Below are 23,515 nucleotides of genomic sequence, written 5' to 3'. Positions count from 1 at the left end.
CTGAGGTGCTCGCGCAGAGCCTCGAAGGATGGCTTTCTGGCGCTCGCCGCAGCATCCTTCGAGGCCCGGCCGTTGGCCGGGCGCCTCAGGATGACGTTCATCAAGCGGACGAGTGGACGGCTGCGCCTCAACGGCTCGGCGGCAGCACGATCACCGTCGGCTTGCGCGGCAGCGTTTCGCGCGAGAGCACCAATTCGGCGCTCTCGCGCCGCTCGATGGCGTAGTCCCGTCCGGCGAAGCGGGCGAGGAAGTTGTCGAGCGTGCCCTCGTTGAAATAGTGCATCGGAATGATGACCGGCGCCTCCAGCGCCTTCAGCACCTCGATCATGCCGTCGACGTCGAGCGTGTAGCTGCCATCGACCGGCGCGAGCACCACGTCGAGCCGTCCCAGCGCGCCGATATCCTCATGGGTGAGCGTGTGGTGCAGATGGCCGAGATGGGCGATGCACAGATCGGCGGCGCGGAATACGAAGATCGAGTTGCCGTTGTGGATGGTGCCACCCTGCCAGTCGCGGATATTGGTCTGCAGGTTGCCGACCCAAAGATCGCCGATGTCGAGATCGTAATGCACGGGGTCGCGGTCGTCGCGCCAGCCCTTGAGCACATGCTCGATGCCGGGATCGGGGTTCAGCGAATAATGCGTCGAGTGCGCCCGGTTCATGGTGGCGACGCGCGGCACGACCGCGGGGCGGACATAGTCGTTATAGTCGGTGGCCACGGTGACGCCGCCGGCGGTCTCGATCAGAAAGGTGGAGTGGCCGATATAAGTCAGCCCCACCTCGCGCGGCCCGACATAGGCGGCGGGAAGCGCGCGCGGCGCGAGGCGCTGCAGGAAGGGATTGTCCGCCACCAGCTTCGGGCATCGTTCCGCCTGGGCGAGGGCGGGCGTGGCGCCGAACAGCGCTGCGAGGCCGAGGAGCAGGGCCGGGCCGAGAGGGGCGATACGCGGCAGGGGGCACTGCATGGCTGAGGCTCCGGGCTAGCGTTCCCGGCATCATTGACCCTCCCTAGCGTCAGGGCGAGTCACAGTTTCGTGGCGGGGCGGCGTGGTGTGCCCCCGACATCGCGGACGGCCTGCAGTCACTGAGTGACGTCATTCCCGGGCTTGGCCCGGGGATCCACGACGTGTTCGGAAGCGCCATCGCCCCAAGTCGTGGAGGACCGGGCCACGCCCGGTCCTGACGGTCTTGCTGGCGCAATCCCGCTCAGCGCAGAAACGGGTTGGTCCGCTTTTCCAGCGCGATATTGGTGGCGTTGCCATGGCCGGGCAGCACGGTGAAGGCCTCGCCGAGGGGGAGAATCTTCTCCTTGATGCCCTTGATGAGCAGCGGCCCGTCGCCATAGGGAAAATCGGTGCGCCCCACCGAGCGCTGGAACAGCGTGTCGCCGACAATGGCGAGCTTGTTCTCCCGGCTGACCAGCACGACATGGCCGGGCGTGTGGCCGGGCACATGCAGCACCTCGAAAGCAACGCCGCCAATGTCGACCGCATCGCCTTCCTCCAGCCAGCGGCCGGGGGTGACGGCGCGGCCGGGAATGCCGGTGCGCACGCCATCGGCGGGCAGGTTGTCGAGCAGGAACTTGTCGCCGAGATGCGGGCCTTCCACGGGAATCTTCAGCGTTTCCGCCAGTTCCGCCGCGCCGGCGGCGTGGTCGATATGGCCGTGGGTGAGCACGATCTTCTCCGCCGTCACCTCCAGCTCTTCCAGCGCCGCGAGGATGCGGGGCAGGTCGCCGCCCGGGTCGATCACCGCCCCCCGCTTGGTGGTCTCGTCCCAGACGATGGAGCAGTTCTGCTGGAACGGGGTGACGGGAACGATGGCGACCTTGAGTTCAGGCATGGGGACTCCTTGGCGACAGGCCGCGCGAATGTGGTCGAAGGGCCGCCCGCATGCAAGGCGCCGCCTTGTGGCGTAACGGCGCCAATGCTATCCCGCCCGGCATGAGCACCGAGCCGATTGCCAACATCCGCAACTTTTCCATCGTCGCCCATATCGACCATGGGAAGTCGACCCTTGCCGACCGCCTGATCCAGATCACCGGCGGGCTGTCGGAGCGCGAGATGTCCGAGCAGGTGCTCGACAGCATGGACATCGAGCGCGAGCGCGGCATCACCATCAAGGCGCAGACGGTGCGGCTGTCCTACACGGCCAAGGACGGCAAGGATTACGTCCTCAATCTCATCGACACGCCCGGCCATGTCGACTTCGCCTATGAGGTGAACCGCTCGCTCGCCGCCGTCGAGGGCTCGCTGCTGGTGGTCGACGCCAGCCAAGGCGTCGAGGCGCAGACGCTGGCGAACGTCTACCAAGCCATCGACAATAATCACGAGATCGTGCCGGTCCTGAACAAGGTCGACCTGCCGGCCGCCGAGCCGGAAAAGGTGAAGGCGCAGATCGAGGACGTGATCGGCCTCGATGCCTCGCAGGCCATCCTCATCTCGGCCAAGACCGGCATCGGCATTCCCGACGTTCTGGAAGCCATCGTCACCCGCCTGCCGCCGCCCAAGGGCGACCGCGAGGCGCCGCTGAAGGCGCTGCTGGTCGATAGCTGGTACGACGTCTATCTCGGCGTCGTCGTGCTCGTTCGCATCGTCGACGGGACGATGAAGAAGGGCATGCGGATCAAGATGATGCAGACCGGCGCCGTCTATGAGGTGGACCGGGTCGGTGTCTTCACCCCCAAGCTCACCGTGATGGCCGAGCTTGGCACCGGCGAGATCGGCTTCCTCACCGGCTCGATCAAGGAAGTCGCCGATACCCGCGTCGGCGACACCATCACCGACGAGAAGCGCCCCACCGCCGAGGCGCTGCCGGGCTTCAAGCCGGCGCAGCCGGTGGTGTTCTGCGGCCTGTTCCCGGTCGATGCCGCCGATTTCGAGGATCTGCGCGCCGCCATGGGCAAGCTGCGCCTCAACGATGCCAGCTTCTCCTTCGAGATGGAGACCAGCGCCGCGCTGGGCTTCGGCTTTCGCTGCGGCTTCCTCGGCCTGCTGCATCTGGAGATCATCCAGGAGCGGCTGGAGCGCGAGTTCAACCTCGACCTCATCGCCACCGCCCCCTCGGTCATCTACGAGATCGAGATGAACGATGGCAGCGTGATCGACATGCACAACCCGGCCGACATGCCGGATGTCATCAAGATCAAGGAAATCCGCGAGCCGTGGATCCGCGCCACCATCCTCACCCCGGACGATTATCTCGGCTCGGTCATCAAGCTGTGCCAGGACCGGCGCGGCAGCCAGATCGAGCTGACCTATGTCGGCGCGCGGGCCATGCTCACCTATGACCTGCCGCTGAACGAGGTGGTGTTCGATTTCTATGACCGGCTGAAGTCGATCTCGAAGGGCTATGCCTCCTTCGACTACCAGATTACCGACTACCGCGTCGGCGACCTGGTGAAGATGTCGATCCTGGTGAATGCCGAGCCGGTGGACGCGCTGTCGATGCTGGTGCACCGCACCCGCGCGGAATATCGCGGCCGGGCGATGTGCGAGAAGCTGAAGGATCTGATCCCGCAGCACCTGTTCCAGATCCCGATCCAGGCCTCGATCGGCGCCAAGATCATTGCCCGCGAGACCATCAAGGCCCTGCGCAAGGACGTGACCGCGAAGTGCTATGGCGGCGACATCTCCCGCAAGCGCAAGCTTCTGGACAAGCAGAAGGAGGGCAAGAAGAAGATGCGCCAGTTCGGTCGTGTGGAGATTCCGCAGGAAGCCTTCATCGCCGCGCTGAAGGTCGACGACTGAGCCCCGCGCTACCCAAGGCCGGCGTTTCGTGCTGACATGCTCCTCCTCAAAGAGGGGGAGGCAGCGCATGGCCTACAAATTTGAAGTCTACAAGGACAAGGCGGGCGAGTTCCGGTTCCGTTTCCGGGCCTCGAATGGCGAGCCGATGTTCTCATCTGAGGGCTACAAGGCGAAGGCCTCCGCGCTCGCCGCCATCGACTCCATCAAGAAGAACGTTCCCGACGCCGCCGTGGTCGACACCACGCAGGAAGCGGCGAGCTGAGTGGGGCCTCGCAACACGAAAACGGCCGGGCTCGCGCCCGACCGTTCCGTGATGCTGCGTGCCGCGTCAGATGACGTAGGGCGGCACATTGTAATAATCATCGACCTTGCGGCCCCACTCGCGGTCCTGCCACGAGCGCTCGTCCGAGCTGGCGTGGTGCGGCGCGCCGGTGAGCTGCTCCTCGGTCAGGTCCACGACATAGCCGTCGAGGGTCTCGTCATATTTGAGCAGCGACCAGGGCAACGGGTAGTAGTCCTCGCCGAAGCCGAGGAACCCGCCGAAGCTCATCACCGCATAGGCGGTCTGGCCGGTCAGCTTGTCGATCATCACCCGCTCGATGCCGCCAATACGGTCGCCATTCGGGCGGTAGACGGCGGTGCCTTCCACCTTGTCGCTGCCGATCAGCGTGCGGGTTTCGCGCGCGTCGACATTCTGCTGCGTCGTCTGCATGTTGGCCTCCCTTTGCAAACAATGGTCACAGGGGCAACGTGCTGAAACGACGGCGGTTCCCTAAAGATCCGGCGCCGCGGCGCCGCCGGGCCGAACCGACCAGAATTCGGCAGATGCGCGGGCGGAGCGTGGCCGGTATCGTCGCGCCAACGGACGAGAGGGAGAATCAGCACATGTCGGACCCCGCGAACGGTTTCCGCGCCGACCGCCGCACCCTGCTGCGGGTCGGCGGCACCGCCCTGGCGCTGGCGGCGGGAGGGCTGCTGCCGGCGCGGGCGCAGGCCCCGGTCGAGGTGGATACGCTGAAGCCCGGCCAGTATGTCTGGTATCCCGAGCGCGCGCCGGAGGGCTTCGTCGCCATCATCGTCTCGCTGCCGGACCAGCGCTGCTATGTCTACCGCAATGGCGTGCGGATCGGCGTGTCGACGGTCTCCACCGGCCGGGCCGGACACGAGACGCCGACCGGCGTGTTCATCATCCTTGAGAAGGATGTCGACCACCATTCCTCGCTCTATAACGACGCCTCCATGCCGTTCACCGAGATGCTGACCTGGTCGGGGGTGGCGCTGCATGCGGGCGGGCTGCCGGGCTATCCCTCCTCGCATGGCTGCGTGCACCTGCCGCTGGAATTTTCCAAGCTGCTGTTCTCCGTCACCCATTTCGGCACGCCTGTTATCATCGCCGACGCCCATTCCCAGCCGGTGGACGTGCTGCACCCCGGCCTCGTGCTGCCGGCGGACGCCACCGCCGCGATCGCCAAGGACGACCCGAAGAACGCCAATGGCACGCCCGACACGGAAGCCGCGCCCGACCCTGCGCTGGACGCGGTGGCGATGATCGTCAGCCAGGCCGACATGGCGCTCACCGTGCTCAAGGATGGCGCGGTGGCGTTCACCGCCCCGGTGACGATCCGCGACCCGCAGACGCCGATCGGCAACGTCGTCTATGTGCTGAAGAACGTCGGCGGCGAGGTGTCGTGGACGGCACTGTCCTTCGAGGGCTATGGCGCGAGCGCCGGCAAGGCGGCCGGCGCCATCGACCGCGTCACCGTGGCGCCCAGCGCTAACCAGCAGCTGTCCAAACTGCTCGTGCCCGGCTCGACCCTGTTCGTCACCGAGCTCTCCGCCAAGCCGGACACGCGCTCGGACAAGGATTTCGTCATTCTCTCGCGGGCGACGAGCTGATGCGCCGGGTGCTGCGGCGAGCGGGCCTTGCTGGCCTCGCCCTGCTGCTGGCCGGGCCGGCGGCGGCGCAGACGGCGCCTGCCGCCCGGCTCGATTCGCTGCCGGCCAAGCAGGTCTTTGGCGCTGCTAAAGCGCCGGCGCCGCTCGAAGCGCGGTCGATCGGCTTCTACTCCAAGGGCTGCCTCGCCGGCGCGCAGGCGCTGCCGGTGAACGGCGCGACCTGGCAGGCGATGCGCCTGTCGCGCAACCGCAATTGGGGCCATCCCAACCTCATCGCCTTCCTCGAACGCTTCTCCGCCACCGTGCCGTCAGTCTCGCAATGGCCGGGCATATTGGTGGGGGACCTCTCCCAGCCGCGCGGCGGGCCGATGCTCACCGGCCATGCCTCGCACCAGATCGGCCTCGACGCCGATATCTGGCTGACCCCAATGCCGAGGCGCGAACTCTCCCGCGAGGAGCGCGAGAAGATCTCCGCCACCATGGTGGTGCGCAAGGACCGGCGCGATGTCGATCCGGCGGTGTGGACGCCATCGCATATCACGGTGATCAAGGCGGCGGCGCAGGACCCGGAGGTCGAGCGGGTGCTGGTCAATGCCGCGATCAAGAAGGCACTGTGCCGCGATGCGAAGGGCGACCGCGCCTGGCTGCAGAAGGTGCGGCCCTATTGGGGGCACGACTACCACATGCATGTGCGGCTCTCCTGCCCGGAAGGCGCGCCCGACTGCCGGCCGCAGGACCCTGTCGTGCCGGGCGAGGGCTGCGGCGCCGAGCTCGACTGGTGGTTCTCGGAGGGCAACCTCAACCCGAAGCCGCCCACCACCCCGCCCAAGCCCAAGCCGCCCATGCTGATGCAGGATTTGCCCGAGGCCTGTCGGCAGGTGGTGCTGGCGCCGTGAAGGGCGGGGCGCCTGCGGCGCCTCGTTTCCCCTGGGTCCCGGCGCGGCGCTCCGCCTTCGGCTGCGCTGGGCCGGGACACGCTGGAGCGACCCGTTCCCCGGACAAGCCGCGCGTGCGCGGCGCTGATCCGGGGCCCAGGGCCGGGCGGAGGGCTCGCCTACCCCCGCCCATCCTCCAGGATCATCCCGGCCGCCTTCTCGGCGATCATGATGGTCGGCGAATTGGTGTTGCCCGAGACGATGGTGGGCATGACAGAGGCATCCGCCACGCGCAGGCCCCGGATGCCGAAAACCCGCAGCCGCGCGTCCACCACCGCCATCGGGTCGGAGGCAAGGCCCATCCTCGCCGTGCCGACGGGGTGGAAAATGGTGGTACCGATATCACCGGCGGCCTTGGCCAGCGCCGCTTCGCTGTCGTCGACCGCCTTGCCCGGCAGGAACTCGTCCGGCGCGAAGGGCGCCAGCGCCGGCTGGGAAACGATGCGCCGGCCGACCCGCAGGCTGTCGGCGGCGACCCGGCGGTCTTCCTCGGTGGCGAGATAATTGGGCTGGATCAGCGGCGCCGCCGCGCTGTCGGCGCTGGCGAGCGTCACCTCGCCCCGGCTGGTCGGGCGCAGATTGCACACGCTCATGGTGAAGGCGGGGAAGGGGTGCAGCGGCTCGCCGAACTTGCCGAGCGAAAGCGGCTGGACGTGGAATTCAAGGTCGGCATGTTCCACCCCGGCGCGCGAGCGGGTGAAGATGCCGAGCTGCGAGGGGGCCATGGTCAGCGGCCCGCGCTGGAACAGCGCGAAGTCGAGCCCCATCTTCGCCCGGCCGAACAGCGAGTGGTACTGTTCGTTCAGCGTCGGCACGCCGGAAACCTTGTAGATCATCCGCAATTGCAGATGGTCCTGCAGATTGGCGCCGACGCCGGGCAGGGCGTGCGCCACCGCGATTCCATGGCGCGCCAGTTCCTCGCCCGGCCCAATGCCGGAGAGCTTGAGCAGATGCGGCGAGCCGATGGCGCCAGCAGTGAGGATCACCTCGCCGCGCGCCCGCGCCACCTTTGTGACGCCGTTCTGCCGGTAGACCACGCCGGCGGCGCGGCCGTCCTCGATCAGCACGCGCTCGGTGTGGCAGGAGGTTTCCAGCCGCAGGTTCGGCCGGGAGAGCACGGGCTTGAGGAAGCCGCGCGCCGCGCTCCAGCGCAGGCCCCGCTTCTGGTTCACCTGGAAATAGGACGAGCCTTCATTGTCGCCGGTGTTGAAATCCGGGATCGGGGCAATGCCGGCCTGCTGCGCGGCGACGCGCACCGTGTCCAGCAGCTTCCAGGTGAGGCGCGGCGCTTCCACCCGCCATTCGCCGCCGCCGCCATGGAATTCGGCGGCGCCGAGATAATGGTCCTCATGCCGCTTGAAGACGGGGAGCACGTCGTCCCAGCCCCAGCCGGCAAGACCGAGCTGGCGCCAGTGGTCATAATCGGCCGCCTGGCCGCGCATATAGATCATGGCGTTGATGGCGGAGGAGCCGCCAATGGTCTTGCCGCGCGGGTAGTTCAGCGCCCGCCCGTTCAGCCCGGCCTCGGCCTGCGTCTTGAAGCACCAGTCGGCGCGCGGATTGCCGATGGCGAAGAGATAGCCGACCGGAATGTGGAACCAGATCCAGTTGTCCCGCCCGCCGGCCTCCAGCACCAGCACCCGGTTCTTCGCATCGGCCGAAAGCCGGTTCGCCAGCACGCAGCCGGCCGAGCCGGCGCCGACCACGATGTAGTCATAGGCTTCCGCGGAATCGGTCGGGGCGTTGGTCACGGCAGGCACCTGGGCAGTATCACGGGAGGTGCGATAAAGCCGTCCGCCTTCCCGCGCGGCAAGCCGAAATCCCGCGCAAGGGCTGTTCGCTGATGGGCTGTTCGCTGATGGGTCGTTCGCTGATGGGCGGTCGTGCGCGGCGAACCTGCGTCGAGGCCCGGCCGCTGGCCGGGCCGCAGCCGCCGCGCCGCCGCGTCAGAACTTGTAGCTCAGGCCGAGGCGCAGGTCGCTGGTGGTGTAGGAGTGGTTCACCGTCAGGTTGCCGTAATAGGGCACGGGCGAGGACAGGTCGCCGTAATCGGTATAGCGATACTCGATGCGCGCCAGGATGTTGTCGGTGACCGCATATTCGAGGCCGCCGCCCACCGTCCAGCCCGACACGGTCTCCGAGGGGGAGATCCGCACGCCGGTCGCCGCATAGGTCGTCGTGGCCGAGCCGAAGGCATAGCCGGCGGTCAGGAAGGGCAGGAAGCGGTCGAAGGCGTAGCCGACGCGCGCGCGCACCGAGCCGAACCACTCCAGCTCGTGCGTCGCCGTGGCACTCAGCACGGGGATGCCAAAGGCGGCGATGGAATCGGTGGAACTGAGGCTTCCACCATTCACGTCCGCCTCGATGCCGATGACCAGATTAGAGGCGAACTGATAATTGTAGCCAATGAAGCCGCCGCCGAAGACGCCGCTCGGGCTGCCCGAGGAGGTGGCATAGTCGGGCAGGCCGGGCAGCGAGAGGGAGCTGTCGGCGTCCCCCCAGCTGTAACCGACCTGTCCGCCGAGATAGAGGCCGGTCCAGCTGAAGGCGGGCACGTAGACCTCCGCCTTCATCACCGGCGCGGGCGCCGACGGCAGGTCCGCCGCGAAGGCGGCACCGGAGGAAACAAGTAGTGTCGCAGCGATTGCCAAGGCCTTCATGCCGTCCCCCACGTCGTTCTGCGGCTCCCCGCAGAGCCGACGCAACGGTCACCAATGGCGGGGAGTGCCTTACCTTGCGTCTGGGTGAAGTGAAGAACCTTCGCAACCATGGCGTCAAGTATTACCATGCGGAAACGCGGGCGGCCGGGCGTTTCCCGGCCGGCGTGACGGTAGCGCCACATGAGTGCCACCTTCCAGTCCGTCGCCCACCCCGAGGGCGGGCGTGGCCGGGCCGCGCCTATTGCTTCAGCTTGGCGGCGAACACGCCGATGGTGCGGGCATAGACCTCCGCCTTGTTCCAGCCGAGCAGGGCCTGATAGTTCGGCTCGCCCGGCCCCCAGCCGGCGCCGGGGCGCCAGCCATAGCCGCGCAGATAATTGGCGGTGGAGGCCAGCACGTCGGGCGCGCTGCGCACCAGGTCGGCGCGGCCGTCACCGTCGAAATCGACCGCGAACTTCACATAGGAGGAGGCGAGGAACTGGGTCTGGCCGATCTCGCCGGCCCAGGCGCCGCGCATCTCGTCGAGGGTGAGGTCGCCATGCTGGTAAATGCGCAGCGCGTCGAGCAGCTGCGCGGTGAAGAAGGCGCTGCGCCGGCAGTCATAGGACAGGGTGGAGAGCGAGCGCATGATCGACATCTTGCCCTGGTTGACGCCGTAATCGGTCTCCAGCCCCCAGATCGCCACCACCACCTCGCCCGGCACGCCATAGCGCTGCTCGATGCGGGCCAGCGTCGAGGCGTATTGCTGGAGCTTCTGCTTGCCCTTGGCGATGCGGCCGGCGCTGATGCGGTTGGCGGCGAACTGCTCGAAGCTCATCTTGAAGTGCTTCTGGTTGCGGTCGAGCCGGATCACCGTGGTGTCGTAGGTCACGCCGTCGAGCGCCCGCAGGGCCTGGGGCGAAATCCCCTGCGCCTGCGCCGCGCGCTTGAAGGCCGGCAGCCAGGCGGCAAAGCCGGAGGCGTCGTTGCCGCAGGTCGCCGCCAATGCCGGGGCGACGGCCAATGGCAGCAGGCACAGCGCCGCAAGGCTACCACGCCACAAATGCCTGAACATGCTCTCGATCATTTTCGCCCCTCTCGGTTCGCCTGTTGCCAGCATGACCCAGCCGGATGAACGGGTCGTTTCACCTTGGCGTCAACGGGCGTGCTTCATCGGGTTTCAAATGCCGATGCGCCCGAAGCCCGGTAGCTTGATGCCCGGCCGGCGCAGGTCCAGCCCGGCGACGGCGCCGAGCAGGTTGAACTCGATGCCTTCCACCCAGGCGACGGTGAGGCCGAGATAGCCGTCCAGCGACACCCGCACCCCGGTGCGCGAGGGCGCCAGCCCGAACCAGTCGCCATCCACCGGGTAATCCTTGCCGATGGCGGTCGGGGGCAGGGTGACGGCGAGTTCCGGCACCTGCCCGATCACATGGGCAACGAAGCTGTTGGAGTTCGGCCCCGGCCAGACATGGTAGTCGCCGGCGTCCCCGAAGGGGTAGGAGGCGATCGCCGCCCGCAGCTTCGGGATCAAGCGCTCGGCGTCTTCGCCGGTGGCCTCGAACACGATTTCCGGGTCGTTGCCATACCAGCGCCCGTCCGGCGCGTAGCCATTGTGGCGGATCGGCCGACCCCAGCCGACCTTGTCGTAGCGCTCATAGGCGCCGGCGCCCGGACCCTTGAACACGATCCAGCTATGCACCGCGAAGATGCCGCGCCAGCGGCCGACCCGGGCGGCGTAGATGCGGACCATGGCTTGCGGATGGGCATCGGCCGCCGGCAGCGTGCCGGTGCTCGACCAGTCGGCGGTGCCCCAGCTGCGCGACCAGTCAGCCGTCTGCCATTGCACCAGCGCATGGGCGCCGAGCGGCAGGAGGAAGAGCAGGACGAAGAGAATGAGGGTGAGGCGGAGGGCCGTGAGCATTGGCACCGAACATGCCCATCAAGCCGTGGATTTTAAAGGGCTCGCGCCGCCTGCGCGCGAAAACGTGTCCGGGCGAGGGGGCCGCCGCCCGTGCCGCTCCGGCATGTCGTGTCTTGCGCCCGTCGCCCGGCGAGGGTCAGATGGCGCGGTGAACTTACGCGACGAGGGCCGGATGGACGGCGGAACCAGCTTCTTCGGCGACCTGCTCGGCACCATTGCCGAGCGTGGCCGCGCCCTGCTCGATCGCGGGCGGGAGCGACGGCCGGCCGGTGAGGCGCGGGCGGCGAGCGTCGCGCTTCTGTGCGAGCGGCTGCTCTCGGGGCAGGGCGAGGCCTCCGGCGTCGCGCTGGCGCAGGAGATCCTTGCCGCCTATGCCGGGCTGCGCACCGGCGAGCGCATCGCCTTCTTCGAGACGCTGGCCACCGCTTTCGGGCCGGATGCCGCCCGGCTGGAGGCGGCGCTGGCCGCCCATCACGCCGCGCCGAGCGGGCGCAGCGTGGCGGAACTGCACGCCGCCAGCGAGCCGCGCCGGCAGGAGTTGATCCGCCGCTTCAACCTCGCCCCGGGCGCCACGGCGCGGCTGGTGGCGATGCGCGCCGACCTGCTCGGCGTGCTTCCCCGCCGCCGCGACCTCACCGAGGTCGACCGCGACTTCACCCATCTGTTTGCTTCCTGGTTCAATCGGGGGTTTCTCGTGCTGCGCCGGATCGACTGGTCGACCCCCGCCAATGTGCTGGAAAAGATCATCCGCTATGAGGCGGTGCACGAAATCCGCGACTGGAACGATCTGCGCGCCCGCGTCGATTCGCCGGACCGGCGCTGCTACGCCTTCTTCCACCCGGCACTGGTCGACGAGCCGCTGATCTTCGTCGAGGTGGCGCTGACCCGCGAGGCGCCGTCCGCCATCGCCCCCATCCTCGACACGACCCGCACGCCGCTGGCGCCGGAAAGCGCGCGCACCGCCGTGTTCTATTCCATCTCCACTTGCCAGACCGGGCTCGGCGGGGTGAGCTTCGGCAATTTCCTGATCAAGCAGGTGGTGGCGGAAATCTCCCGCGAATTCCCCAATTTGAAGGAGTTCGTCACCCTCTCGCCGGTGCCGGGATTCCGCGCCTGGGTGGAGGCCGAGAGGGCCGATCCGGCCTCGAAGGTGCTCACCCCGGACGACCGCGGCGCGCTCGCCGCGATTCCCGCCCTTGCCGGCAGCGAGGTGCCTGATGCGGCGGCGCGGGAGGCGTTGCGCCCCGTCATTGAGGCACTGGCGGCGCATTATTTCCTGGTCGCACGCTCATCCAAAGGCAAGCCGCTCGACCCGGTCGCGCGGTTCCATCTCGGCAATGGCGCAAGGCTGGAGCGGATCAACCCGTTCGGCGATCTCTCCCCGCGCGGCATGGCGCAGGCCTTCGGGCTGATGGTGAATTACCGCTATCTCACCGAGGATATCGAGAAGAACCACGAGGCCTTTTTCGACCGCGGCACCATCGTGGCGAGCCCGCAGGTGCGCCGGCTGGCCCGTGCCGAGGAGGCCCAGAAGCCTCCGGCCCTGCGCGAGGCGGCGGGGTAGCGGGAGAGGCCGCCGGTCCCCCGCCTGCCCTTGACAGGGCGGCCGGCCTTATGCCCGATGCCCGCGAGGGTCCGGGGGCGGGTCCGGGATCCGGAGTGCGTGAATGCGGTTTCTACCCCATCTCCTGAAGCGGTTCATCCATAAGGGCCGGTTGACCGTGATCGAGCCGAACGGCACGCGCACCGTCTTCGGCAGCGGGCAGGAGGGGCCGGATGTGGTGATCCGGCTGAACGACGAGAAGCTCGACCGCGAGCTGTTCTTCAACCCCGAGCTGGTGTCGGCCGAGGCCTATATGGATGGCCGGCTCACCTTTGAGGACGGCTCGACCGTCTACGACTTCCTGTCGCTGTTCTCGGTCAACCGGCGCGGCCTCGCTTCCCATCCGGTACAGCAGGCGCTGCGGCGCTCCTGGCGCGCGCTCAAGCGCTGGCACCAGTCGAATCCGCTCGGCAAGGCCGCCTCCAACGCCCAGAGCCATTACGACCATCCGCCCGAGTTCTACCGGCTCTGGCTGGATTCGCGGATGATCTATTCCTGCGCCTATTTCCCCACACCCGAGGCCTCGCTGGAGGAAGCGCAGGAAGCCAAGCTGCGCCACATCGCCGCCAAGCTGAAGCTGGAGCCGGGGATGAAGGTGGCGGAGATCGGCTCGGGCTGGGGCGCGCTCGCCATCTATCTCGCCCAGCTCGGCGTGCATGTCACCGCCATCAACGTCGCCACCGAGCAGCTGGCCGAATCGAAGAAGCGCGCCGAGGCCGCCGGCGTCGCCGACCGCATCACCTTCTTCGAGCGCGACTATCGCGACCTGACCGGCAGCTTCGACCGCATCGTCTCCGTCGGCATGATGGAGCATGTCGGCGTCAATCATTTCGACGAGTATTTCGGCACCATCAAGCGGCTGCTGGCGCCCGGCGGCTTCGCCATGATCCACGCCATCGGCCGCATGTCGCCGCCCGGCACCACGGCGCCCTTCATCCGCAAATACATCTTCCCCGGCGGCTATGTGCCTGCCATGTCGGAAGTGTTCACCTCGCTGGAGCGGGTCGGGCTGTGGACCGCCGACTGCGAGATCCTGCGGCTGCATTATTACTGGACCATCCGCCACTGGCGCCTGAACTTCGAGGCCAAGCGCGGCGAGGTGGTGGCAATGATGGGCGAGCGCTTCGCCCGCATGTGGGAGTTCTATCTGGTGGCGGTGGAACTCGGCTTCCTCAACGGCTCCAACATGGTGTTCCAGCTGCTGCTGTCGAATGACCGCGACGATGTGCCTGTCATCCGCGATTTCATCGTCGATCGCGAAAGGGCGCTGGCCGCCGGCTCTTGAGGGCGGGAACGTTCTGGGTGCTGAGGCGTTCGATGTTTCTGTCGAGCGTTGAAACCGGTCCAGAAGTTCCCCCGCATGCCCTTTACGTCCCGCCCTCCGGCCCCGTGCCCTTCCCTCCTGACCGTCGATCCGTGCGGCCGTCGCGGTCCCCTGGCGGGTCCCATCGGCCGGGGTGCCCATGTCGGGCGCTGAGCGGGTCGATCTCAGCAATTGCGATCGCGAGCCGATCCATGTTCCCGGCAGTGTGCAGTGCCATGGCTGCCTGATCGCCTGCGATCCGCAGGGCGGCGTCGTGCAGCGCCATTCCCGCAACGCGCCTGACATGCTCGGCCTGCCGGAGACGCTGATCGGCCGGGACCTTGCCGAACTGCTCGGCCCCCTTGCCACCGGTCGCATCCGCGAGGCGCTGGCGCGCGGCTCCGACCCCTCCTCGCCGGCGCTGCTGTTCGGTATCGAGCTGGCCTCCGGCGGGCGGTTCGACGTTTCGGCCCATGTGTTCAAGGGTGTCGGCATCCTCGAATTCGAGGCCGCCTCGGCGGAGGATGGGCCGGCGCTGGATCTCGCGCGCTCGATGTTCGCCCATGTGCGCGGCGAGAAGGACGTCGACAAGCTGCTCCGGCACTCGACGCGGCTGATCCGCAGCCTGCTCGGCTATGACCGGGTGATGATCTACCAGTTCGCCCATGACGGGGCCGGGCAGGTGGTCAGCGAGGACCGGCGCGAGGATCTGGAGAGCTTCCTGCACCAGTGGTTCCCGGCCAGCGACATCCCCCAGCAGGCGCGGACCCTGTATGTCCGCAACATCGTCCGCGTCATCGGCGATGCCAATGGCGAGCGCTGCCCGCTGGTGCCGGAGGAAACCCCGCTCGACGACCCGCTGGACCTGTCTTTCGCGCATCTGCGCTCGGTGTCGCCGATCCATCTGGAATATCTGCGCAATATGGGGGTGGCCGCCTCCATGTCGATTTCCGTCATCGTCGACGGCCAGCTCTGGGGCCTGGTGGCCTGCCATCACTATGCGCCGCGCGCGCTACCGATGGCGGAGCGCGTGGCGGCGGAAATGTTCGGCGCCTTCTTCGCGCTGCACCTGCAGGCGCTGAAGCAGAAGCGCACGCTCGACGTCGCCACCAGGGCTCGGCGGGCGCTCGACCGGGTGCTGCGCCTCGCCTCGCAGGACGAGGATATCGGCGCGTTGTTGCGCGCCAACCTGTCCGACTTCGCCAAGCTGATGCCCTGCGACGGCATCGGCCTCTGGCTCGGCGGCCAGTGGAGCGCGCAAGGCGCGGTTCCGCCGGCGGCCGACATACCGGGGCTGGCGAACTTCATCGGCGACAAGGCCAGCGGCAAGGTGTGGGCCACCCATGAACTGTCTCGCGAATGGCTGCGCGCGGAAGCCTTCTGCGCCGAGGCCTCCGGCGTGCTGGCGCTGCCGCTGTCGCAGCTGCCGCGCGACTATCTGCTCTTCTTCCGCAAGGAAATCGTGCACACGCTGGAATGGGCCGGAAGGCCGGCGAAGGTCTATGAGACCGGCCCGTTCGGCGACCGGCTGACACCGCGCAAGAGCTTCGCGATCTGGAAGGAAACGGTCAGCGGCACGGCGAGCCCGTGGACCGATGCCGACCGGGAGATCGCCGAGGCGGCGCGCTCGACGCTGGTGGAAATCGTGCTGCGCCACAATGAGCTGATGGCCGACGAGCGCGGCAAGGCCGATACCCGCCAGCGCCTGCTCAATGAGGAGTTGAACCACCGGGTGAAGAACATCCTGGCGGTCATCAAATCGCTGGTCGAGCATTCGCTGCAGGATGGGCGCAGCACCCAGGACTATGTCGACAGCCTGCGCGGCCGGGTTCAGGCGCTGGCCATCGCCCATGACCAGGTGGTGCGCGGCGCCGGCGGCGGCGCGCTGGGCGATCTGCTGCGGGCCGAACTCTCGCCCTATGGCGGCGCGGAAAAGCAGGTGACACAGGCCGGCCCGCCGGTCTGGCTCGACGCGCGCGCCTTCTCGGTCATGGCGCTGGTGCTGCATGAACTCTCCACCAATGCGGCCAAATACGGCGCCCTCTCGCGCGCCGGCGGGCGGCTGGCGGTGAACTGGGCCATGGCTGCCAATGGTGATTGCGAGGTCGAATGGCGCGAGACCGGCGGGCCGGAGGTGGCGAAAACCGGCCGGCGCGGCTTCGGCATGGTGCTGATCGAGCGCAGCGTGCCGTATGATCTCGGCGGCAGCAGCCGGATGGAATTCGCCCCCGGCGGGCTGGTGGCGCATTTTTGCCTGCCGGCGCGCCATGTATCGGCCGCAGTGGAAGGCGAGGGCGGCGACGGCGCGGCGGCCCAGGCGGCGGACGAGCCGGCCCGGCCGCTGGCGGAACTCGGGGTGCTGCTGGTCGAGGACCAGATGCTCATCGCGATGGATGTCGAGACGATGTTCAGCGATGCCGGCATCGAGAATGTGGTGACGGCGCCCTCCGCCGCCGAGGCGCTGCGCCGGCTGCAGGAATTCACCCCCGATGTGGCGGTGCTGGACGTTAATCTCGGGGCCGGCACCTCGGCGCCGGTGGCGCACGAACTCCAGCGGCTCGGCGTGCCCTTCATCTTCGCCACCGGCTATGGCGACCGCTCGATGATCCCGGCGGGGTGCGAGGGCGTGCCGGTGCTGCCCAAGCCCTATGAGAGCGAGCCGCTGCTCAAAGCTCTGCGCGAGATCGTCGAAGCGCAGCCACGCCGCGCGCCCTGAGGCACGGTGGAGGCGCTCAGCCGGCGCGGGCGGTGCCGTAATAGGCCAGGAAGACGCGCACGGCGCGCGCGACGGTTTCCTCGATCTGCGCCGGCGTCGGTTGCTCGCCGACCCCGAACAGCAGCCCCTTGACGCTGTTGCTCTGGCACAGGTTGAAGAACTCGTAGGCGGCAGCGACGTCGTCGTCGATGCTCAGGCGGCCGAGATCGGCCTGCCGGCGCAGCAAATCGGCCAGGCGCTGGCCGCCACGGCAGGGGCCGGCGTCGAAGAAGGCGCGGCCGATGCGCGGGAATTTCTCGGCGGTGGCGATGACCATCCGCACCATGCGGATCTGGTCGGGCTGCACCATCATGGTCATAAACGAGATGCCGATATGGCGCAGAAGCGTGTCCACCTCGTCGGCGGAGCTATCGACCTCGAACAGCCGTTCGGCCGCGCGGGCGCGGTCATTATGCACCAGCGCCTCGAACAGCTCTTCCTTGCCGCCGAAATAGACATAGATCGTCGCCTTGGAGACGCCGGCGGCCCGCGCCACCTCGTCCATGCTGGCGCCGTCGAAGCCCTTCTCGAAGAAGACCTTCCGCGCCCCGTCGATGATGTCGCGGCGTTTGGTCGATTCGGGCTCGGCGCGCGGCGCCTCTGCAACGGTTTCCGTGTCGATCATGGTCATGGCCACCCCTCGATGCCCTGATAGGGCGCTTGTGGCGGGCTTGTCAAAGACCTTGACTAAACTGTTTAGTTTGATACGTAAAGCAACGAGATTGAACTAGACGGTTTAGTTGCCCCTTGGAGGCGAAGATGGCGCAAGCGGAAATCAGGCCGGTGCCGGCTGTCGAAAACGGGCGCCCGGGCGCGGGCGAGCCTATTCCGCTCACCGCCCGCAAGCCGGCACCAATGCCCGCACCGGTGCCCGCCGAGGCCGAGCCGGACCTCGCGCCGCCGGCCGGTACGGCCGCCCCGGAGCCGGCCCAACCCCGGCGCTCGCGCAAGAAGCTGGTGTTCGGCGCCATCCTCCTCGCCGCCCTGGCGGGAGGGGGCTATTACGGGCTCGACTGGTGGCAGGTGGGGCGCTTCCTCGTTTCCACCGATGACGCCTATGTCGGCGCCGACACCTCGATTCTCGCCGCACGGGTCGCCGGCCACATCGTGGCGCTCGATGTCGAGACCAATCAGAGCGTGAAGGCCGGCGACGTCATCGCCCGCATCGACGATGGCGACTATCGGCTGGCGCTGCAGGCGGCGCAGGACAAGATCGCCACCCAGCAGGCGACCATCGATCGCTATGGCGAGCAGATGGCGGCGGCGCGGGCGGAGGTCGACCAGGCGACTGCGCAGCTTGTCTCCGCCCAGGCCGAGCTTGACCGGGCCAATCTCGAACTCACCCGCCAGACCGCCCTGATGAAAGACCAGTTCTCCAGCCGCGCCACGCTGGAAAAGGCCCGTGCCGACCGCGACAAGGCCAAGGCCGCCGTGGATGCCGGCACCGCCGCCATCGCCTCGGCACAGGCCGATGTTGCCGTGCTCGACGCCCAGCGCACCGAGGCCACGCGTACGCTCGACGAACTGAAGACCGCCCGCGACCAGGCCCAGCGCGACCTCGACTTCACCCTCGTGCGCGCGCCCTTCGACGGGGTGGTCGGCAACCGGGCGGTCCAGGTCGGCCAGCTGGTGCAGTCCGGAACGCGGCTCGTCGCGCTGGTGCCGCTGTCGCAGGTCTATGTCGACGCCAATTTCAAGGAGACCCAGCTGGGCAAGCTGCATCCCGGGCAGAAGGTCGATATCGCGGTGGATGCCTATCCCGACGAGACCTTCCACGGCCATGTGCTCAGCCTCGCCCCGGCCTCCGGTTCGGTGTTCAGCCTGCTGCCGCCGGAGAACGCCACCGGCAACTTCACCAAGATCGTGCAGCGCGTGCCGGTGCGGATCGAACTGGATGAGGACGCCCGCGCCAAGGCCGAGCTGCGCCCGGGCATGTCGGTGATCGCCACCGTCGACACGCGCGGCGGCGCCTGAGGAGGCTGCCATGTCCGACACATCAGCCACGGCCGGCGCCGGGCAGGGGGCGAAGCCGCGCGCCGCCTCGTCCGAGGGAAGGCGCATGTTCGCCTTCCTGTGCATGGTGTTCGGCATGTTCATGGCGATCCTGGACATCCAGATCGTCTCGGCCTCGCTGTCGGAAATCCAGGCCGGCCTTGCCGCCTCCTCGGACGAGATTTCCTGGGTGCAGACCAGCTACCTCATCGCCGAGGTGGTGATGATCCCGCTGTCGGGCTTCCTGTCGCGGGCGCTGTCGACGCGCTGGCTGTTCGCCGCCTCGGCGGTGGGCTTCACCGTCATGAGCTTCATGTGCGCCACCGCGACCTCGATCAACGAGATGATCGTCTACCGCGCGCTGCAGGGCTTTCTCGGCGGCGGCATGATCCCGACCGTGTTCGCCGCCGCCTATTCGATCTTCCCGCGCGAGAAACAGTCCGTCGTCGCCCCGCTGATCGGGCTGGTGGCGACTCTTGCGCCCACCATCGGCCCGACCATTGGCGGCTATCTCACCGACCTGTTCTCCTGGCACTGGCTGTTTCTGGTCAACATCATCCCCGGCATCTTCGTCGTCGTCACCACGGTGACGCTGGTGGATTTCGACGAGCCGGACCTCGCTCTGCTCGACCGCTTCGACTGGTGGGGCCTTTTGTTCATGGCCGGCTTCCTCGGCAGCCTCGAATTCGTGCTGGAGGAGGGGCCGACCAATGACTGGTTCGAGGACCACTGGATCGTGCTCTTCACCGTGCTGTGCGGCGTGTCGGCGGTGGCGTTCTTCGCCCGCGTCTTCATGGCGCGCGAGCCGGTGGTGGATCTGCGCGCCTTCGCCAACCGCAACTTCGCCGTCGGCTCGGCCTTCAGCTTCGTGGTCGGCATCGGGCTGTATGGGCTGACCTATCTCTACCCGCTCTATCTCGCCCAGGTGCGGGGCTATTCGGCGCTGATGATCGGCGAGACCATGTTCGTCTCCGGCCTCGCCATGTTCCTGTGCGCGCCGATCGCCGGGCGGCTGATGGGCAAGGTCGACCCGCGCGCGATGATCGCCTTCGGCTTCGCCGCCTTCGCCCTCGGCACCTGGCAGGTGACGGGGCTGACGGCGGACTGGGATTTCTGGGAACTGCTGGTGCCGCAGATCCTGCGCGGCGTCGGCATCATGATGGCGATGATCCCGATCAACAACATTTCGCTCGGCACCCTGCCGCCGGACCAGCTGAAGAACGCCTCGGGCCTGTTCAACCTGATGCGCAATCTCGGCGGCGCGGTGGGGCTCGCCCTCATCAATACCGTGCTCAACGACCGCTGGGACCTGCACCTCGCCCGGCTGCACGAGAATGTGCAATGGGCCAACGCCGCCGCTGTCGAGCGGCTGCAGGCGATGACGCAGGCGCTGGCCGCCATGGGCTCGGATGCCGGCAGCGTGGCGCTGAAGCTGATGAGCGCGCAGGTGCGGGTGCAGGCGCAGGTGATGGCGTTCTCGGATGTGTTTCTCGTCCTCACCGTGCTGTTCGCCGCCCTGTTCTTCGCCGCCCCGCTGCTGAGCCGTCCCTCGCGCAAGGTTGAAGGCGGACATTGAGTTTCTTGCTTCCCCGTCAGGTCCGGCGCGTCCGGGCGTGACGGGGTAGAGCGTCATGGCCGGGCTGCCCCGGTTCGCCACGCCGTCGGGAGGCTGCCCCCCCGCCCGACATTGTGGAAGAAGCCCGGCCCCGGCCCGGCCATGACGTCACATTCTTCCGGGGGCCGTCATGCCCGGACTTGGCCCTGGCCTCCTGACTTTCCTTGCCGTTCTCCCCCTCCACCCCCGCTCTTGCCGTTTCTCCCGCGCTCGGCTATGACCTTGCGCCAGAGCAACCTCGCGAGAGCCGAGCCGTGACGCCTTCGTCCGCCCGCCGTTCTTCCGCGACCCCGACCGCGCTGCGGTTTCCGGGGAAGGCTCTGCTTGCGTTCGGGCTCCTTCTTCTTAGCCGCCCCTGAGGGCCGGCCGGGCTTCGCGCCTGGGCGCTCAGGGGATGACGCCGCCACCAGCCGAACCGTCAGATATGCGCCGGACGATGCCGCAGGGGACAATGATCCCCGCAGCACCCGGCGCTGAAGCCGAGAAGGAAGCCCCCATGTCCCATCCTCATGACCGCGTCGTTATTTTCGACACCACGCTGCGCGACGGCGAGCAGTGCCCCGGCGCCTCGATGACGCTGGAAGAGAAGCTGCAGGTCGCCGACCTGCTCGACACGATGGGCGTCGACGTGATCGAGGCCGGCTTCCCCATCGCCTCCAATGGCGATTTCGAGTCCGTCGCCGAGATCGCCCGCCGCACGAAGCGGGCGGTGATCGCAGGCCTCGCCCGCGCCATTCCCGCCGATATCGCCCGCGCCGGCGAGGCGGTGAAGGCCGCGCGCCGCCCGCGCATCCACACCTTCGTCTCGACCTCGCCGATCCATCTGGAACACCAGATGCGCAAGACGCAGGACCAGGTGATCGACATCATCGCCGGCACGGTGGCGCAGGCGCGTAACCTCGTCGAGGACATCGAGTGGTCGGCGATGGACGCCACCCGCACGCCGATCGACTATCTCCAGCGCTGCGTGGAAACGGCTGTGAAGGCCGGCGCCACCACCATCAACCTGCCCGACACGGTGGGCTATGCCACCCCATCCGAATATGAGGCGATGTTCCGCCAGGTGCGCGCCTATATTCTCGACCGGGTGCCCCATGGCGAGCAGATCATCTTCTCCGCCCATTGCCATGACGATCTGGGCCTGGCGGTGGCCAATTCGCTGGCGGCGCTGGCCGGCGGCGCCCGGCAGATCGAATGCACCATCAACGGCCTCGGCGAGCGCGCCGGCAATGCGGCGCTGGAAGAGGTTGTCATGGCCATCCGCACCCGCGGCGACGTGCTGCCCTTCGCCACCGGCATCGAGGCGACCATGCTGACCCGCGCCTCCAAGCTGGTGTCGGCCGTCACTTCCTTCCCGGTGCAGTACAACAAGGCGATCGTCGGCCGGAACGCTTTCGCCCATGAGAGCGGCATCCACCAGGACGGCATGCTGAAGAACAACACCACCTACGAGATCATGACCCCCGACAGTGTCGGCGTGTCCAAGACCTCGCTGGTCATGGGCAAGCATTCCGGCCGCGCCGCCTTCCGCGACAAGCTGAAGGCGCTGGGCTACGAACTGGGCGAGAACGCGCTGAACGACGCCTTCAGCCGCTTCAAGGAGCTCGCCGACCGCAAGAAGGTGGTCTATGACGAGGACATCGAGGCGCTGGTCGATCATGAGATCGCCGCTGCCGATGACCGGATGAAGCTGGTGTCGCTCAGCGTCATCGCCGGCAGCCACGGCCCGCAGCGCGCCACCATGAAGCTGAAGGTGGATGGCGTCGTCGTCACCGAGGAATGCGAGGGCAACGGCCCGGTGGACGCGGTGTTCAACTGCATCCAGGCCATTGTCCCGCATGTTGCCAAGCTGGCGCTCTATCAGGTCCACGCCGTCACCGAGGGCACGGACGCGCAGGCGGAAGTGTCGGTGCGGCTGGAGGATGGCGACAAGGCGGTGACCGGGCGCGGTTCCGACCCCGACACGCTGGTCGCCTCGGCGCAGGCCTATATCATCGCGCTCAACAAGCTGGCGACCAAGCGCGGCAGCCTGAACGCGCAGGCGCAGCCGGCGGCGGAATAGCCGTTTCTGCTGAGAACAGATCCCCTTGAACGAAGAGAGCCCCGGCGAAATGGCCGGGGCTCTTTTTGCTTCAGCAGCACGCGCCTGTCGCGTTGGCATGCGCGGAGCCGGCCATAATGCTGCCGGGAGTATCAAGGATGGCTAGAGCACATCCGGTGAAAGCCGGTTCACCGGATGTGCTCTAGGTTTTTGTTTTTACGCATTTTCTTCACGCGAACCGGAATCCACTTCGCTCGAAAATGCTCTAGTGGGACCACCGGAGGCTTCCCGTGCCGGCCCATCCTGCATGATGCCCGTCTCGTCCCTGCCGAGCGTCGTCCACGGTCTGCTGGAAGCCGAAGACCGCCGGCCGCCTCCGGCGCGCTCCGCCGCCGAGGCCGTTCGGCTGGCCGCGTCGGCGCTGCTGCATCTCGGCGTGCTGGCGGCCATTGTGCTGGTGGGTGCGAGGGGCTTTCGCGAGCCGGCGGACGCGCCGACGCTGGAAGCCGAGATCATCAGCTTCCGCGACTTCGCCGCGCTGCGCGCCGCACCGTCGCCGGCCGTTTCACTGGCCCCGCCATCGCCGTCGGCGGAGGCGCTGCCGCGCGCGGGCACGCCGTCGCCCCCGGTGCCGTCGCGCGTCCCGCCTGCAAAGTCCGCCACCCTTCCGGAGATGGTGCGCCCCTCACGGATGCTCTCCGAACAGGCGCTGGACAGTTCGCGCAGCCGGGGTCTGCGGCGCGAACTGGCGCGGCTGGGCGACGAGGATCGCCTTGCCCAGCTTTGTGATCTTGAGGCGATGGAGCAGATCCATACCTGGCGAGCGGACTTCCAGCCCGACCGGCTGGTCGACTACGCCTCGGGCGATACGTCGCTGGAGGGTGCGGTTTTCACCGCCAGGGGCGGCGCGTTTCGCAGCCAGCGGCAATGGTACGAGGTGTCGTATCGCTGCGAGCTGGACCCACCGCTGCGAAAGGTCGTGGGCTTCGCCTTCCATGTCGGCGCGGCGATCCCGCGCGAGGAGTGGGCCAGCTACAATCTTCCGACGCTGCATTGACGTGAAG

General features: G+C 67.8%; 19 protein-coding genes. 11 read left to right on the top strand and 8 right to left on the bottom strand.

Annotated elements, in window-relative coordinates; genetic code table 11:
* Nucleotides 1-127 precede the first annotated feature (127 nt).
* Both A3M1_RS0100575 and A3M1_RS0100570 read right to left on the bottom strand, forming a co-directional pair.
* Nucleotides 128-964 carry an MBL fold metallo-hydrolase gene (locus tag A3M1_RS0100575; protein WP_018386999.1) on the bottom strand — a complete coding sequence of 279 codons (837 nt, stop codon included), beginning with the start codon at nucleotides 962-964 and terminating at the stop codon, nucleotides 128-130.
* A gap of 241 nt (nucleotides 965-1,205) precedes the next feature.
* Nucleotides 1,206-1,841: an MBL fold metallo-hydrolase gene (locus A3M1_RS0100570; RefSeq protein ID WP_018386998.1), complete on the bottom strand. Its 636-nt coding sequence runs from the start codon at nucleotides 1,839-1,841 to the stop codon at nucleotides 1,206-1,208.
* Nucleotides 1,842-1,942: 101 nt separating this feature from the next.
* On the opposite strand from A3M1_RS0100570, the gene lepA reads away from it, so the two are divergent.
* Nucleotides 1,943-3,748, top strand: a complete 1,806-nt coding sequence (gene lepA, locus A3M1_RS0100565) for a translation elongation factor 4 (protein WP_026221067.1) — start codon at nucleotides 1,943-1,945, stop codon at nucleotides 3,746-3,748.
* Nucleotides 3,749-3,815: 67 nt separating this feature from the next.
* On the top strand, nucleotides 3,816-4,010 hold the full coding sequence (locus A3M1_RS0100560) for a YegP family protein (protein WP_018386996.1): 195 nt from the start codon (nucleotides 3,816-3,818) through the stop codon (nucleotides 4,008-4,010).
* A 66-nt stretch (nucleotides 4,011-4,076) separates the two neighbouring features.
* On the opposite strand, the gene A3M1_RS0100555 is transcribed toward A3M1_RS0100560, so the two are convergent.
* Entirely contained in the window at nucleotides 4,077-4,460 is a 384-nt protein-coding gene (locus tag A3M1_RS0100555) for a PRC-barrel domain-containing protein (RefSeq protein ID WP_018386995.1), read from the bottom strand.
* Nucleotides 4,461-4,633: 173 nt separating this feature from the next.
* On the opposite strand from A3M1_RS0100555, the gene A3M1_RS0100550 reads away from it, so the two are divergent.
* Together A3M1_RS0100550 and mepA are read left to right on the top strand one after the other, a co-directional pair.
* Nucleotides 4,634-5,644: a L,D-transpeptidase gene (locus tag A3M1_RS0100550; protein WP_018386994.1), complete on the top strand. Its 1,011-nt coding sequence runs from the start codon at nucleotides 4,634-4,636 to the stop codon at nucleotides 5,642-5,644.
* Nucleotides 5,644-6,540: a penicillin-insensitive murein endopeptidase gene (mepA, locus tag A3M1_RS0100545; RefSeq protein ID WP_018386993.1), complete on the top strand. Its 897-nt coding sequence runs from the start codon at nucleotides 5,644-5,646 to the stop codon at nucleotides 6,538-6,540. The genes A3M1_RS0100550 and mepA overlap by 1 nt, the downstream gene beginning before the upstream one ends.
* Nucleotides 6,541-6,698: 158 nt before the next feature.
* On the opposite strand, the gene A3M1_RS0100540 is transcribed toward mepA, so the two are convergent.
* The 4 genes from A3M1_RS0100540 to A3M1_RS0100525 form a co-directional block, all read right to left on the bottom strand.
* A complete protein-coding gene (locus A3M1_RS0100540; RefSeq protein ID WP_018386992.1) occupies nucleotides 6,699-8,339 on the bottom strand; it encodes a GMC family oxidoreductase in 1,641 nt (546 codons plus the stop codon).
* Between the two features lie 186 nt (nucleotides 8,340-8,525).
* Complete coding sequence (locus A3M1_RS0100535; protein ID WP_018386991.1) at nucleotides 8,526-9,239, bottom strand: outer membrane protein; 714 nt, start codon at nucleotides 9,237-9,239, stop codon at nucleotides 8,526-8,528.
* Between the two features lie 238 nt (nucleotides 9,240-9,477).
* A complete protein-coding gene (locus tag A3M1_RS0100530; protein WP_018386990.1) occupies nucleotides 9,478-10,305 on the bottom strand; it encodes a lytic transglycosylase domain-containing protein in 828 nt (275 codons plus the stop codon).
* Between the two features lie 93 nt (nucleotides 10,306-10,398).
* Nucleotides 10,399-11,142: a DUF3750 domain-containing protein gene (locus tag A3M1_RS0100525; RefSeq protein WP_018386989.1), complete on the bottom strand. Its 744-nt coding sequence runs from the start codon at nucleotides 11,140-11,142 to the stop codon at nucleotides 10,399-10,401.
* 172 nt (nucleotides 11,143-11,314) lie between these two features.
* Between A3M1_RS0100525 and A3M1_RS0100520 the strand changes: the two genes are divergently transcribed.
* The 3 genes from A3M1_RS0100520 to A3M1_RS0100510 all read left to right on the top strand — a co-directional run bounded on the left by A3M1_RS0100520 (nucleotide 11,315) and on the right by A3M1_RS0100510 (nucleotide 16,764).
* Nucleotides 11,315-12,706: a malonyl-CoA decarboxylase gene (locus tag A3M1_RS0100520; protein ID WP_018386988.1), complete on the top strand. Its 1,392-nt coding sequence runs from the start codon at nucleotides 11,315-11,317 to the stop codon at nucleotides 12,704-12,706.
* A 103-nt stretch (nucleotides 12,707-12,809) separates the two neighbouring features.
* Complete coding sequence (locus A3M1_RS0100515; protein WP_018386987.1) at nucleotides 12,810-14,030, top strand: cyclopropane-fatty-acyl-phospholipid synthase family protein; 1,221 nt, start codon at nucleotides 12,810-12,812, stop codon at nucleotides 14,028-14,030.
* Nucleotides 14,031-14,208: 178 nt separating this feature from the next.
* Entirely contained in the window at nucleotides 14,209-16,764 is a 2,556-nt protein-coding gene (locus A3M1_RS0100510) for an HWE histidine kinase domain-containing protein (protein WP_018386986.1), read from the top strand.
* Nucleotides 16,765-16,780: 16 nt separating this feature from the next.
* On the opposite strand, the gene A3M1_RS0100505 is transcribed toward A3M1_RS0100510, so the two are convergent.
* The gene (locus A3M1_RS0100505) at nucleotides 16,781-17,434 is read right to left on the bottom strand and encodes a TetR/AcrR family transcriptional regulator (RefSeq protein ID WP_018386985.1); all 654 of its coding nucleotides are present in this window, start codon (nucleotides 17,432-17,434) and stop codon (nucleotides 16,781-16,783) included.
* A 128-nt stretch (nucleotides 17,435-17,562) separates the two neighbouring features.
* Between A3M1_RS0100505 and A3M1_RS0100500 the strand changes: the two genes are divergently transcribed.
* The 4 genes from A3M1_RS0100500 (at nucleotide 17,563) to A3M1_RS0100485 (ending at nucleotide 23,508) form a co-directional block, all read left to right on the top strand.
* Nucleotides 17,563-18,777: an HlyD family secretion protein gene (locus A3M1_RS0100500; RefSeq protein WP_018386984.1), complete on the top strand. Its 1,215-nt coding sequence runs from the start codon at nucleotides 17,563-17,565 to the stop codon at nucleotides 18,775-18,777.
* Nucleotides 18,778-18,787: 10 nt separating this feature from the next.
* On the top strand, nucleotides 18,788-20,371 hold the full coding sequence (locus tag A3M1_RS0100495; protein ID WP_018386983.1) for a DHA2 family efflux MFS transporter permease subunit: 1,584 nt from the start codon (nucleotides 18,788-18,790) through the stop codon (nucleotides 20,369-20,371).
* Between the two features lie 535 nt (nucleotides 20,372-20,906).
* Entirely contained in the window at nucleotides 20,907-22,472 is a 1,566-nt protein-coding gene (locus A3M1_RS0100490) for a 2-isopropylmalate synthase (protein ID WP_018386982.1), read from the top strand.
* 286 nt (nucleotides 22,473-22,758) lie between these two features.
* Complete coding sequence (locus A3M1_RS0100485; RefSeq protein ID WP_018386981.1) at nucleotides 22,759-23,508, top strand: DUF930 domain-containing protein; 750 nt, start codon at nucleotides 22,759-22,761, stop codon at nucleotides 23,506-23,508.
* Nucleotides 23,509-23,515 lie beyond the last annotated feature (7 nt).

This window comes from Ancylobacter sp. FA202 (assembly GCF_000380205.1).
Classification (GTDB): domain Bacteria; phylum Pseudomonadota; class Alphaproteobacteria; order Rhizobiales; family Xanthobacteraceae; genus Ancylobacter.
Note: the sequence above shows the minus strand (reverse complement) of the source record. Positions and strands in the feature narration are given on the sequence as shown.

What these genes read in the sequence shown, in the direction of transcription:
- A3M1_RS0100550 (WP_018386994.1), top strand. Translation starts at nt 4,634, where the DNA reads ATGTCGGACCCCGCGAACGGTTTCCGCGCCGACCGCCGCACCCTGCTG.
- A3M1_RS0100570 (WP_018386998.1), bottom strand. Translation starts at nt 1,841, where the DNA reads ATGCCTGAACTCAAGGTCGCCATCGTTCCCGTCACCCCGTTCCAGCAG.
- A3M1_RS0100535 (WP_018386991.1), bottom strand. Translation starts at nt 9,239, where the DNA reads ATGAAGGCCTTGGCAATCGCTGCGACACTACTTGTTTCCTCCGGTGCC.
- A3M1_RS0100515 (WP_018386987.1), top strand. Translation starts at nt 12,810, where the DNA reads ATGCGGTTTCTACCCCATCTCCTGAAGCGGTTCATCCATAAGGGCCGG.
- A3M1_RS0100485 (WP_018386981.1), top strand. Translation starts at nt 22,759, where the DNA reads ATGATGCCCGTCTCGTCCCTGCCGAGCGTCGTCCACGGTCTGCTGGAA.
- A3M1_RS0100560 (WP_018386996.1), top strand. Translation starts at nt 3,816, where the DNA reads ATGGCCTACAAATTTGAAGTCTACAAGGACAAGGCGGGCGAGTTCCGG.
- A3M1_RS0100505 (WP_018386985.1), bottom strand. Translation starts at nt 17,434, where the DNA reads ATGACCATGATCGACACGGAAACCGTTGCAGAGGCGCCGCGCGCCGAG.
- A3M1_RS0100575 (WP_018386999.1), bottom strand. Translation starts at nt 964, where the DNA reads ATGCAGTGCCCCCTGCCGCGTATCGCCCCTCTCGGCCCGGCCCTGCTC.
- A3M1_RS0100495 (WP_018386983.1), top strand. Translation starts at nt 18,788, where the DNA reads ATGTCCGACACATCAGCCACGGCCGGCGCCGGGCAGGGGGCGAAGCCG.
- A3M1_RS0100555 (WP_018386995.1), bottom strand. Translation starts at nt 4,460, where the DNA reads ATGCAGACGACGCAGCAGAATGTCGACGCGCGCGAAACCCGCACGCTG.
- A3M1_RS0100510 (WP_018386986.1), top strand. Translation starts at nt 14,209, where the DNA reads ATGTCGGGCGCTGAGCGGGTCGATCTCAGCAATTGCGATCGCGAGCCG.
- A3M1_RS0100490 (WP_018386982.1), top strand. Translation starts at nt 20,907, where the DNA reads ATGTCCCATCCTCATGACCGCGTCGTTATTTTCGACACCACGCTGCGC.
- mepA (WP_018386993.1), top strand. Translation starts at nt 5,644, where the DNA reads ATGCGCCGGGTGCTGCGGCGAGCGGGCCTTGCTGGCCTCGCCCTGCTG.
- A3M1_RS0100530 (WP_018386990.1), bottom strand. Translation starts at nt 10,305, where the DNA reads ATGATCGAGAGCATGTTCAGGCATTTGTGGCGTGGTAGCCTTGCGGCG.
- A3M1_RS0100520 (WP_018386988.1), top strand. Translation starts at nt 11,315, where the DNA reads ATGGACGGCGGAACCAGCTTCTTCGGCGACCTGCTCGGCACCATTGCC.
- A3M1_RS0100500 (WP_018386984.1), top strand. Translation starts at nt 17,563, where the DNA reads ATGGCGCAAGCGGAAATCAGGCCGGTGCCGGCTGTCGAAAACGGGCGC.
- A3M1_RS0100525 (WP_018386989.1), bottom strand. Translation starts at nt 11,142, where the DNA reads ATGCTCACGGCCCTCCGCCTCACCCTCATTCTCTTCGTCCTGCTCTTC.
- lepA (WP_026221067.1), top strand. Translation starts at nt 1,943, where the DNA reads ATGAGCACCGAGCCGATTGCCAACATCCGCAACTTTTCCATCGTCGCC.